Origin of the sequence: Paenimyroides ummariense (assembly GCF_900115115.1) — a bacterium.
GTDB lineage: Bacteria > Bacteroidota > Bacteroidia > Flavobacteriales > Flavobacteriaceae > Flavobacterium > Flavobacterium ummariense.
Window position 1 is genome coordinate 1 of sequence record NZ_FOVI01000014.1, and the last position, 12136, is coordinate 12136.

General features: G+C 31.8%; 12 protein-coding genes. 7 read left to right on the top strand and 5 right to left on the bottom strand.

Annotated elements, in window-relative coordinates:
- Nucleotides 1-460: helix-turn-helix domain-containing protein (locus BM253_RS10685; protein ID WP_143095626.1), on the top strand; the 460-nt coding region annotated here is incomplete at its 5' end.
- Between the two features lie 26 nt (nucleotides 461-486).
- Here BM253_RS10685 and BM253_RS10690 read toward each other — a convergent pair.
- The 3 genes from BM253_RS10690 to BM253_RS10700 all read right to left on the bottom strand — a co-directional run bounded on the left by BM253_RS10690 (nucleotide 487) and on the right by BM253_RS10700 (nucleotide 2817).
- A complete protein-coding gene (locus BM253_RS10690; protein WP_218154372.1) occupies nucleotides 487-873 on the bottom strand; it encodes a VOC family protein in 387 nt (128 codons plus the stop codon).
- A 13-nt stretch (nucleotides 874-886) separates the two neighbouring features.
- Nucleotides 887-1348 carry a VOC family protein gene (locus tag BM253_RS10695; RefSeq protein ID WP_091523686.1) on the bottom strand — a complete coding sequence of 154 codons (462 nt, stop codon included), beginning with the start codon at nucleotides 1346-1348 and terminating at the stop codon, nucleotides 887-889.
- Nucleotides 1349-1905: 557 nt separating this feature from the next.
- Nucleotides 1906-2817: an EamA family transporter gene (locus tag BM253_RS10700; protein WP_091523689.1), complete on the bottom strand. Its 912-nt coding sequence runs from the start codon at nucleotides 2815-2817 to the stop codon at nucleotides 1906-1908.
- 380 nt (nucleotides 2818-3197) lie between these two features.
- On the opposite strand from BM253_RS10700, the gene BM253_RS10705 reads away from it, so the two are divergent.
- A complete protein-coding gene (locus BM253_RS10705) occupies nucleotides 3198-3725 on the top strand; it encodes a DoxX family membrane protein (RefSeq protein WP_091523693.1) in 528 nt (175 codons plus the stop codon).
- Between the two features lie 93 nt (nucleotides 3726-3818).
- On the opposite strand, the gene BM253_RS10710 is transcribed toward BM253_RS10705, so the two are convergent.
- Nucleotides 3819-4376 carry an NADPH-dependent FMN reductase gene (locus BM253_RS10710; RefSeq protein WP_091523696.1) on the bottom strand — a complete coding sequence of 186 codons (558 nt, stop codon included), beginning with the start codon at nucleotides 4374-4376 and terminating at the stop codon, nucleotides 3819-3821.
- A gap of 610 nt (nucleotides 4377-4986) precedes the next feature.
- Here BM253_RS10710 and BM253_RS10715 point away from each other — a divergent pair.
- The 4 genes from BM253_RS10715 to yidC all read left to right on the top strand — a co-directional run bounded on the left by BM253_RS10715 (nucleotide 4987) and on the right by yidC (nucleotide 9606).
- Nucleotides 4987-5598, top strand: a complete 612-nt coding sequence (locus tag BM253_RS10715) for a cyanophycin synthetase family protein (RefSeq protein WP_143095627.1) — start codon at nucleotides 4987-4989, stop codon at nucleotides 5596-5598.
- A 95-nt stretch (nucleotides 5599-5693) separates the two neighbouring features.
- The gene (locus BM253_RS10720; protein ID WP_091523702.1) at nucleotides 5694-5924 is read left to right on the top strand and encodes a DUF3820 family protein; all 231 of its coding nucleotides are present in this window, start codon (nucleotides 5694-5696) and stop codon (nucleotides 5922-5924) included.
- A 101-nt stretch (nucleotides 5925-6025) separates the two neighbouring features.
- The gene (locus tag BM253_RS10725) at nucleotides 6026-7645 is read left to right on the top strand and encodes a CTP synthase (protein WP_091523705.1); all 1620 of its coding nucleotides are present in this window, start codon (nucleotides 6026-6028) and stop codon (nucleotides 7643-7645) included.
- A gap of 83 nt (nucleotides 7646-7728) precedes the next feature.
- Nucleotides 7729-9606, top strand: a complete 1878-nt coding sequence (gene yidC / locus BM253_RS10730; RefSeq protein WP_091523707.1) for a membrane protein insertase YidC — start codon at nucleotides 7729-7731, stop codon at nucleotides 9604-9606.
- A 600-nt stretch (nucleotides 9607-10206) separates the two neighbouring features.
- On the opposite strand, the gene BM253_RS10740 is transcribed toward yidC, so the two are convergent.
- On the bottom strand, nucleotides 10207-11322 hold the full coding sequence (locus tag BM253_RS10740; RefSeq protein WP_091523714.1) for an NAD(P)/FAD-dependent oxidoreductase: 1116 nt from the start codon (nucleotides 11320-11322) through the stop codon (nucleotides 10207-10209).
- 180 nt (nucleotides 11323-11502) lie between these two features.
- Between BM253_RS10740 and BM253_RS10745 the strand changes: the two genes are divergently transcribed.
- On the top strand, nucleotides 11503-12135 hold the full coding sequence (locus tag BM253_RS10745) for a toxin-antitoxin system YwqK family antitoxin (RefSeq protein WP_091523717.1): 633 nt from the start codon (nucleotides 11503-11505) through the stop codon (nucleotides 12133-12135).
- The last annotated feature ends 1 nt before the right edge of the window (nucleotide 12136 follow it).

A 12136-nucleotide genomic window follows, 5' to 3' on the forward strand; every position in this document is an offset into this window, starting at 1 on the left:
ACGTAGCGAGTTAGGTGTAAAACGAACACTTGATGAATTTGGAATACCACGAAGTACGTTTTACAAATGGTATAACAATTATCTTAAAGCAGGTTTTGATGGGTTAAAACCAACTAAAAGGCTAACTAACAAGCAATGGAACAGTATACCGGAAGATCAGAAAAATTTGGTAGTTGCATTAGCCTTGGAACATACAGAATTGTCCGCACGTGAACTAGCATATAAAATAACCGACGAGCAAGGCATTTATATTTCTGAATCAAGCGTGTACCGCATCCTAAAGCAGCGAGGGTTAATTGCAGCACCAAATCATATTTTAATCGCAGCATCAAATCAATTTAAAGATAAAACCCAATTTGTTCACCAAATGTGGCAGACCGATTTTACTTATTTTAAAATCATAGGCTGGGGCTGGTATTATTTAAGTACTATTCTAGATTGCATTACTATTTTAAGATGATGTTACAGTGTAAAATTACAACCATTTTACTCCGTTTGTGTACTCACTGCCCAATAATTTCCTGCAAAATCATAGAAAGATCCTCTCATGTCCGGATCTCCAGATTTGTTGATTGGTTTTTCAATAGTTTCACATCCATTTGCTATGGCTTTTTCAAATGTTGTTAATACATCGGGTACATATACATGCAGCATGGTTTTGTGTGCTTTATAGCTTTCTGTGCTGTTGCTCATCATTAGTACGCTATCGTCTAACTGTAATTCAATATGTGCAATCTTTCCGTTCTCGTGATTAAATCTTCTTAAAACTTTCGCATCGAAAATTACAGTGAGTAAGTCGGTTAGTTTTTGGGCATCATCAACTATCAAGTAAGGCGATAGTGAATTATAATTGTTAGGTTTATACGTTTTCATATTCATTATGTGTTTAAAAATCTGCAATAATTAGTTTTTTCATTCCCATCATTTTTTTGAAAGCACCCGGTTTTTTGTTCAGTTCTTCCCAATTTTCAGGACAAACCTGCCAGCTTAATCCATACTTATCCTTAAGCCAGCCGCAAACACTTTCTTCACCACCGTTGGCAGTTAACGAATCCCAATAATAATCAATTTCGGCTTGATTTTTACAAGGAATCATAAATGAGACCGATTCATTGAACTTAAACATAGGACCGGCATTGATTCCGATAAAACGCATGCCCAGAATTTCGAATTCAACCGTAAGAATTTTTCCGGCAAGATCTTTCTGAAATTCAGCCAATCCTTCTTCTTCGGTCATTGGATAATAAGTTGTTTGAATTATTTTCCCGTCTTTAAAAACAGACAGATAATAGTCTGCAGCTTCTTTTGCATTGCCGTCAAACCATAAATTTGGAACTATCTTTTGCATATTTTTGATTTTAATTGAATAGCTAATTTAATGAATTTGGTTGGGGCTGTAAATTGCCTTATGACAAGAATATATACGATTTATAATTGAATGCTTAAATATTGCTTTAAAATTGAATAATTGAACTTAATAATGATAATTATGTAACTATTTGTGATTGAGTAATGATTAATACAACGCTTTTATGATAAAACTAGATATTTAATCTATAAAATTTTTACATTATGATTGAAAAATTTTTAAATATTTTAAAATTTGAATACAACTTTTTTAATTAATAATGGTTAAAAATAAAAAATATTTCAAAAAATTAAAGATTTAATTTTGCTGCGTATTAAGTTATCAGTATTAGCTAATTGAGTATTTTAATTATGAAACAGAAATTATCTTATTTAGTTTGGGGTGCTCTTAGTTTATTATTCCCCTTTCTACTATGGTTAGGAGAGAAATTTATGTAAATAGATTTCAAACCGATACTTTTATTCAAAGAAAGTATCTCTACACCCTTCGGGGTGTTTTTTTTATGGTTTATAGCGAAATTATAAGGTACCTTATGATTATACTTTTTTCGATTTGATGTTATTCATGAAACTTAAAATCTTCTTTTCGAACAAATTAAAGATTAATCCGCCCATAATAAAAAACGAAGCCCAGAGTTTCCAATCGGTTAATTGTTCACTTAAAAACAATGCAGAACTTAAAAATCCAACTACAGGAATTAGCAATGTAAACGGAACCACTGTTGATGTTGGATACATTTTAATTAACAATCCCCAAATGCCGTAACCTAAATGAGTTGATATGTAAACAACGTAAGCAATTGCCGCTATTGCTGTCCAAGAAATATGTTCTAATGAATGTGTAATTGCTGTTGTACCATCGATAAAATAAGATGCACTTGCCATAAAGGGTAAGGCAACCAGATTTCCCCATACTACAAGCGAAAGCGGTGATTCGGCGTTGATTTTTTTTGTGAACATATTTCCCGATGCCCAAGCAAACGAAGCTAATAAGGTTAGAATTAGTCCTATAAGTGTAACATCGCCACCAACATGTGCGGCAACAATTCCAATACCTGCAAACGAAACCAACGATCCAATAATTTTAAACCAATTAGGTTTTTCGTTAAAAAAAAGAAATGCCAATCCTATCGAAAAAAATACCTGAACCTGCATAACAAGCGATGCCAAACCGGGTGACAACCCAAGATGAATTCCGCTAAAAAGTAAACCGAACTGTAACGCAAAGTTAAATAATCCGAAACCTATAATATATAAGATAGGAGCTTTAGGTCGGGGCAAAAAGAAAACAAACGGTAAAGCCGAAAGTGCAAAACGAATCGTACAAAAAAGAAATGGCGGCAGCTCTTTTAATCCTAAATATATTGCAATGAAATTTGTACCCCATACAAAAACAGTTACCAACACAAAAAAAAGATGTTTGGGAGTTAAATTTATTGTTGTGCTCATATTTATACGAAATAATTAGATATTTCTATTGAAATGCAAATGTCAGCAATCGGTTTTAATTATAAAGAATATTTTGTAAGTATTAAAGAATATCTATACTGTGTTTTGAATGGACATTTCTTACAATATGTTATTATGAAGTAAAAAAAATAAAAAGTCCCCCGCCCAAACTAAAAATCTCACCTTCTAATTCTTGAGTAAAAACCCCGTTAGGGGGACAATATATCGTTAGGTTGGGATATTTATAAGAAAGTGAGGGTGTAAATTTAATTATAATTATTCGGGATACAATATTTTTTCTCAAAAACTTAAACTTTATAGTACAATTTAAACTGCGGATGTAATATCTTTATATATGAATACAATTTCCGCTTGAATCAATGCTTAAGAAAGATCAAAAATCAACAATCTACTATTATATTATTATTTTCCTTCGAATTGTAGGCGGAACAGTATTTATTCCTTCGGGATTACTTAAAATACAAGGAAAACGGTTCTCGTACTTTTGTCCCGAAATGTATTCAGGCACTTTTTTTAACGAACTGCACCAAACAGGATTTTACTGGAATTTTTTAGGATTTTGTCAACTGCTCACGGCATTTTTGCTATTCAGCCAGCGATACACGGTATTGGCAGCGTTAATGTTTTTCAGTATATGCACAAACATTTTTATTTTTACATTAAGTGTTGGCTTAATTGATAAATCGATTATTATGATATTTATGATGAGCATTGCATCATTACTGATTTTATGGGATTGGAAAAATATCAAGCTGTTGTTTGGAAGAACTCCGGTTGAAAGTGTTATAGAAGATCACAAAAAAATTCCTGTTTCATTTCAAATAACCGGAACTATACTGTTTATTGTCGTAATTATTTTCTTTTTACTTGCTGATACATACTATTAGATTTGATTTATCTGCAAAAAAAATCCCACTTTATCTATTTAAAGCAGGATTTTATTCAACTTTAATCAGTTGAATCGAATAATTTTATATGAATTATTTCAAAAGCTTTTCAGCAAAATCAATATAAGATTGTAATGCATCCTTAAGAAATTTAGCAGAATCTTCTTTAACCAATTCACCTTTTTCATTAAAGTAATCTTGTACATTGGCCAAATATATTTCAGGTTGTTGTAAGGTAGGCATATTTAAAAAAGCCAGCGATTGCCTTAAATGATGATTGGCACCAAAACCGCTAATTCCGCTAATTGATGAAGAAATAACCATTGCAGGCTTATTGTCCCAAACACTTTTTCCGTAAGGACGCGAACCAACATCTAACGCATTTTTTAAAGCTGCTGGTACAGACCTGTTGTGTTCGGGAGTAATAAAAATGATTCCATCCATACCTTTAACTTTATTTCTGAATTCAGCATAGTTTTCCGGTTCGTTTGCATCATCATAATCCTGATTGTAAATAGGTAAATCAGCAATTTCTATTTTTTCAAGTTGATATCCCGATGGTGTATTCGACATTAAAAAATCGGCTATTTTTTTTGTGTAAGCATCTTTTCTGATCGATCCTACAATAATTCCTATTTTCTTATTTTCCATAACTATATTTTTAAGATCTACAATGGTATATTTCAAATCATAATTAACTCAATAAAAAATTGCTGGCATAAATTAGTATAGCTAATCCGCCAACAAATAAAAGTAAAATTGCTAAAAATTGAATGTTTAATTTCTTTTTCATCATAATAATATAAATAAGTGTTACGCTGATATTCAGCATTACTTATTGTGCATATATTGTGCCATTAATTTACAATGAGCGGTTTGTAACTATATTTCTTGTAAACAAATACTTTGTAAATAGGGATTTGTTCTCAATATGATTAATTCTAACCTTCATTTGGAAAATATCTACAAAGTGTAAACTAATTCTATAAAATTTCAGGTATATAAATACACAAATATTCGTTTGATATGGTTTTTTAATGATGTTTTAATTTCATAATAATAATTTAACTGCTCTAATATATTTTTAATAATCTCAATAAAATAAAGGTTTTACTTTGGATATTATTAATACAGCATTCAATCAAACTACTTTTTAAAATGATATTATAAATAATACATTCATTATAAATTTTGATTTTGAATGAACAACATTTGTTGGCACAATTTTTATATTTTTCTATGTAATAAAAAAGGAAAAGCTATGAAAATCGAAAAAATACAAGTACTAAATGATTCAAATGTTTTGAATAACAATTTAAAAAAAGTGATATTGATGAAAGTTGATATCGGTAATTTAGAAACAAAGCCTACAAATACAATTGATGGTTTTTCGGATCGATTAAAGGCTTTAATGCCGAGTTTATACACTTATAAAAATTCTGAAGGAACTCAAGGTAAATTTTTCCAATCTGTTGATAGCGGAATATCTATTACAAACATTATAAATAGTATTGCTACAGAATTACAATGCCTTGCAGGTATGCAAACAGAACTTGGCACAATTGAACAAACTGATACAAAAGGAGTTTACAACTTTACATTTAATTGTGTTGATGAAGATGCAGGTATGTACGCCGCGCTTGCCTCTGTTGAAATTGTAGAAGCATTAGTCAACGGAAAACTGTATTTTATAAGACATGATATAGACCGCCTTAAATGTTTGTACCATCAAAATCAAGCTGCATTAGCAACAATAAAAGTTGCTGAAAATGTTCCGTATTTTAAATTAAACAAGCAAACCGTTCAGTGGGAAAATGGTGTAAAACAACAACATAAAATTAAATTTAATATTCCGTTATTACGGGTTATTTAATTGTTTTAATTATAAAATTAGACTTAGATAATCTTTAATGTTTAAATCGAAATAGATTTTATCTTCATTATACAATTACGTACATTTGTTGTGTTATGGAAGATCAAAACAAAGAATTATTAGAACTAGCACATACAAAAATGCCCTTCGGAAAATTGCAAGGGCGTTTTTTAGTTGATATACCAGAGCCTTATTATGTTTGGTATAAAAACAAAGGTTTCCCGGCAGGTAAATTAGGTAAGCAGTTGGCTATGATGTACGAAATTAAACTCAACGGATTAGAGGTTTTAATACGAAATATCAAGAACAAATATCCAAAGCCGTAAGCAAGTATAATTGTTAATAGTAAAACTTTCAAAACCCAAATTATAGTTGTAATTTTGCCAAGTTTAATAAAGAACAACACAACTCACAACATACCTTACAAATGAAACAATGTAAATATATTTTCGTGACGGGCGGTGTAACATCATCACTTGGAAAAGGAATTATAGCAGCATCTTTAGCAAAATTATTACAAGCTAGAGGTTATAGAACAACTATTCAAAAATTCGATCCGTATATTAACGTGGATCCTGGAACTTTAAATCCGTACGAACATGGCGAGTGTTTTGTAACGAATGATGGAGCCGAAACCGATTTAGATTTAGGTCATTACGAACGTTTCTTGAACGTTCCAACATCACAGGCAAACAATGTTACAACAGGTCGCGTGTATTTATCGGTTATCGAAAAAGAACGCCGTGGCGAGTTTTTAGGTAAAACGGTTCAGGTTGTTCCGCACATTACAAACGAAATTAAAGAACGCATGCAGTTGTTGGGCAAATCGGGCGATTATGATATTGTAATTACCGAAATTGGCGGAACTGTGGGTGATATAGAATCGTTACCTTACATTGAATCTGTTCGACAGTTAGTTTGGGATTTAGGTGATAAAAATGCTATTGTAGTTCACTTAACTTTGGTGCCTTACTTGGCAGCTGCGGGTGAATTAAAAACAAAACCTACGCAACACTCTGTAAAAACGTTGATGGAAAGCGGAATTAAAGCTGATATTTTAGTTTGTAGAACAGAGCACGAATTATCATCAGACATTAAACGCAAATTAGCAGCTTTCTGTAATGTTTCTCAAGAATCTGTTATTCAGTCATTAGATGCTTCAACAATTTACGAGGTTCCAAACAATATGTTAGAAGAAGGTTTGGATACCGTTGCATTGAAAAAATTAGATCTTCCTGAAAAAGGATTACCTGATTTAACAAATTGGAACGATTTCTTACACCGATTAAAAAATCCTAAACACACCATTAATATTGGTTTGGTAGGAAAGTATGTTGAATTGCAAGATTCCTATAAATCGATACTTGAAGCATTTGTTCATGCAGGTGCGTCTAACTACACTAAAGTCAATGTGGTAAGTATTCATTCAGAATATTTAACAACCAAAAATGTTGCTGATAAAATGAAGAATTTAGACGGTATTTTGGTTGCACCAGGTTTTGGATCAAGAGGTATCGAAGGAAAGATTGAAACCGTTCGTTATGCACGTGAAAACAACATTCCGTTTATGGGAATTTGTTTAGGAATGCAAATGGCAGTGATAGAGTTTGCACGTAATGTTTTAGGTTACGAAAATGCCAATTCAACCGAAATGAACGATAACACGCCGTATCCGGTAATTACGTTTATGGAAGAACAAAAGACCATTACTGATAAAGGCGGAACCATGCGTTTAGGTGGTTGGGATTGCGAAATTAAAGAAGGCACAAAAGCATTCGATATTTACCAAAATACGTTAATTAACGAGCGTCACCGTCACCGTTATGAATTCAACAACTATTATACCGAAGCGTTTGAAAAAGCGGGTATGGTACTTTCGGGCGTAAATCCTGAAACTAAATTGGTAGAGATTATAGAATTGCCAAACCATCCGTTTTTTGTTGCAGCGCAGTATCACCCGGAATATAAGAGTACGGTAGCAAACCCGCATCCTTTGTTCTCTGCGTTTGTAAAAGCGGCAGTTGATAAAAAGATAAATACCCTGTAAAACTTAAAAATGTTTGGTTGTTGTAAAATGACCGAACTTTTTTTGATTTTTTCAGTTTTAAAAGAAGAAAAAGATTTTCAAGAATGGAAGAAAAAAAATTAGACAAAAGTAGCCTTATTGGTATGGCTATAATTACCGTTTTATTGTTTTGGATGATGTCTGGAACTATGTTTGGAGATAAAAAAGATGATAAAACAAAAGAAACAGCTAAAACCGAAACGGTTGCTAACACGTCAATTGATCAGTTGGCTGCAAATGCACAAAACGATACGGTTGCAAATGCGAAATTAAAAAGTCAGTTAGGTTCGTTTGCTTACGGTGCGTCGTTGCCAAGTGTTACTGGGGCTAAGGATATTACAGTAAATAACGGCGTTTTAACAGTTGTTTTTTCTAACAAAGGCGGATATATCAAAGAAGTTACCGTTAACGATCAAAAAAGAATTTCGAGCAAAAATGATGATTTGGTAAAAATTATCACCAACAATAATTCAAAATTAGACCTTAAGTTTACTACAAAAGACAATCGTTTGTTAAATACAAAAGATTTGTTGTTTGAACCTACTACGACAAAAGAAGGCGAGAACACGGTAGTTTCTATGAAATTAAAAACATCAGAAACGGCGTATTTAGAATATCGTTATGTATTAAAACCTAACGAATACATGTTAGATTTAAGCATAAAATCGGTTGGTTTAAGTTCTGTTCTTAACACGGCTGCACCTGCAGAATTAACTTGGCAGTTAAAAGCTACACGTAACGAAAAATCAATCACTTACGAAAATCGTTATTCAGAAATTGTTTATGAATACGAAGATGGTAAAGACGATTATTTAAATCCTGCAAAAACAACTACCGAAGACGCTAAAGATTTAACTTATGTGGCATTTAAACAGCATTTGTTTACATCGGTTTTATTAACGGAAACTCCTATTAAAGCAGCAAAATTAAGTCAAGAAAATTTGGTAGATAAGGAAGATGAAAATGCAGCGTTCTTAAAAGATTTTACTGTGGTAATGCCGTTAGAATATAAAGGAGGCGAAATAAACTACAACATGAATCTGTACATGGGTCCTACAGATTATAACATCTTAAACGATTACGATAAAAATTTAGACGAAATTGTACCATTAGGTTGGGGAATTTTTGGTTGGTTGAACAAATTAATCGTTATCCCGATTTTCACGGTATTAACAACGCTAATTCCACACGGAATTGCCATTGTATTGTTCACGATCGTTATCCGTTTAATCATGTCGCCGGTTCAATACAAATCGTACGTATCACAGGCAAAAATGAAAATTATTCGTCCGGAAGTAAACGAATTAAATGAAAAGTATGCGAAAGATCCAATGAAAAAACAGCAGGAAACAATGAAGTTGTACAACAAAGCCGGAGTAAATCCAATGGCGGGTTGTATTCCAATGTTGATTCAGTTGCCGGTTTTCTACGCATTATTCAGTTTCTTCCCGTCAGCGTTTGATTTAAGACAAAAAGCATTCCTTTGGGCAGACGATTTATCGTCGTACGACAGCGTGTTTACCTTGCCGTTTTCAATTCCATTCTACGGAAACCACGTAAGTTTGTTCCCAATTTTGGCTGCTTTGGCAACGTTTGTTTACATGAAAATGACAACCGGCGATCAAGCTGCAATGACTCCGCAACAGGAAGGTATGCCTGATATGAGCAAAATCATGAAAGTAATGATTTACATTTCACCAATCATGATGTTGTTCTTCTTTAACAATTACGCATCTGGATTATCGTTGTATTACTTTATTTCCAATTTAATTACCATTGGTATTATGTATGTAATTAAAAACAAAATTGTTACAGAAGATAAAGTAAAATTGATTATTGAAAACAATAAATCTAAAGAAAAGCCTAAATCAAAGTTCCAACGCAAAATGGATGAGTTGATGGAACAGGCACAACAACAGCAAAATGCTCAAAAGAAAAAATAATTTATTTTTATTATATTTAAAGCATCCTTGAAAAAGGGTGCTTTTTTAATATTAACAAAAAGCGAAAGTATAAAAGGATTATAATATTTATCCATAGGAAGACTTAATAACCGTATATAATTTTAATTTATAAATTAATGAAGTTTTACAAATTCTTAGTATCCATTTTGTTTTCTTATGGTTTATTAGAACTAATGAAGTACACAGTTTTACTTTTTTTTCTTTTAACAGATGATGATATATATTATTTCCAAAATATAAATACTAACTCTTTTTCTATAAAAGTTGGATTAAGCAATTATTTACCAATTTATTTAGGAATTTTGTATATTTTAACTCATTTTGTAGTCAAATTATATAAAAGAAGGAAACTAGATTTTTTAAACTTTTTTTCATTGATAATTTCATTGACTTTGTATATTTTTTTTGATTTTAGAAAAGCACTCTTCTTTATTGACAATTGGAAATTAAAATTATTACTTTCTTATGTACTTTTAATACTAATCATGATTGTTATTAAAAGACTACTCGCTAAACTAACCATGCTTTCACAGTCGTGATGCTTGTACTTAATAAATGCATGTTTTAAGATATTTTATTTTAATCGACCAAATTCGCCAATTCTTCGCCTACAATCGAACCAATCGCAATTCCCGTTCCTGTTAAACGAACGCCGCAATACACATTTTCGGATAATTGTTTTACAATCGGATTTCGCTGTTTGCCCATTCCCATAATTCCGCTCCAACGATGATCGATTTGAAATTTATGATTGGGTAAAATGATTTCACGTAAATAAGTTTCCAATTGATTTTGAATTAAATCTGTTGTGCCGAATTCAGTTGTGGTTTCGCCTTCCAAATCAAGATTTCGTCCACCGCCAAACAAAACGCGGTTTCCGATATTTCTAAAATAATAAAATCCTTCATCCATATGAAAACAACCTTTGAACGGTAAATTTTCTATTGGTTTGGTGACCAAAACTTGTGCCCGAGCAGGAACTACGTCCAAATCGTATAACTTTTTAGTAAATGCGTTGGTACACAAAAACACTTTTTTTGAATTGAAATGAAATCCATTTTCCAATTCAATTTCCACTTCAGAATTCAAATCGTTTATTGATTTTACTTCTACATTATTTAAAATGGAAATTTGATTTGAAATAACCAATTCTACAAAAGATTTCATCATTTTGCCGGTATGGATATGACCTTCAAAATCGGTTTCAATCATTCCGATTGTATTTTGAAAACCAAAATCTTTATCAGATTTTCGGTAAACATTTTCGTTAAAAATCGGTTTCAAGCAACCGTTAATTTTATTTAGATTTGAAAAACTCATTTCCATCAACTCTTTATCAGATTCACGGAAAATTTCATAACCCCCAAATTGATGATAATCCATTCTTTCATCAGGAATTAATGATCTTAACTTTTGCAAACCTTTAAATCTTCTTTCCACCAATTTGTAAACTTCTTCTTCAGAATTCGATTCTAAATACCAAAGCACTTCAGACAAAGTTCCGAAACAAGCAAATCCGGCGTTTTTGGTGCTTGCGCCTTCGGGTAGCATTCCTTTTTCAATGATGATAATTTTCGCTTCAGGATGTTTTTTGCGTAAATGATACGCGGTGCTTAAACCCACAATTCCACTACCAATAATTGTAAAATCCACATTTCGGAAGTACGTTTCCAATTCCCAAAAACTTAAATTCATGTTGAAATTATTTACCTCAAAAATAAGCTGTTTTGAATAATTTTCAACTTCATATTATAATTTTTAGTTTATAAATGAACACCAACTTAAATTTGTAAAAATGAAACTATAATTTTTGGCAAAATAATTGTAAATACATAACCATATAACGTATTTTTGAAACAAATTAATTAAGCAAAAATGAAACAATATATTATAACATCATTGGCAGTTTTAGCAGCAACAACAGCTGTTTATGCACAAGATGTCAATAAAACCAATGCACAAGGCAAACGTGAAGGTGTTTGGGTTGGTTACTACCCGAAAACCAATTATGTGAAGTATGAAGGAACTTTTAAAGACGGAAAAGAAACCGGAACTTTTAAGTTTTATGCCGATGAACCTGAAAAAAAACTCATTGCAACAAAAGAATTTAAAGCAGACGGATCAGTTTACGCCATTTTTTACAATGGAAAAAAGAAAATGTCTGAAGGTTTGTATGTAAATAAATTACGTGAAGGCATTTGGAAGGTTTACCATATTGATGGACAACATGTAATGTCTGAAGAGCCTTATAAAAATGATAAAATTCACGGTGTTAAAAAAGGATATTACATATCTGGCAAATTATCTGAAGAATTAGAATATAAGAACGGAATAGAAAACGGAATTTCTAATCAATATGCCGAAAATGGTGTGAAAATCAAAGAGACACAGTACGTTAATGGAAACTTGGATGGTAAAATCATTATTCGCGATGAAACCGGAAAAATTACCGACGAAGCTAAATATGTTAACGGCAAGCTAATTGTACCTAAAAAAGATTCCAAATAAA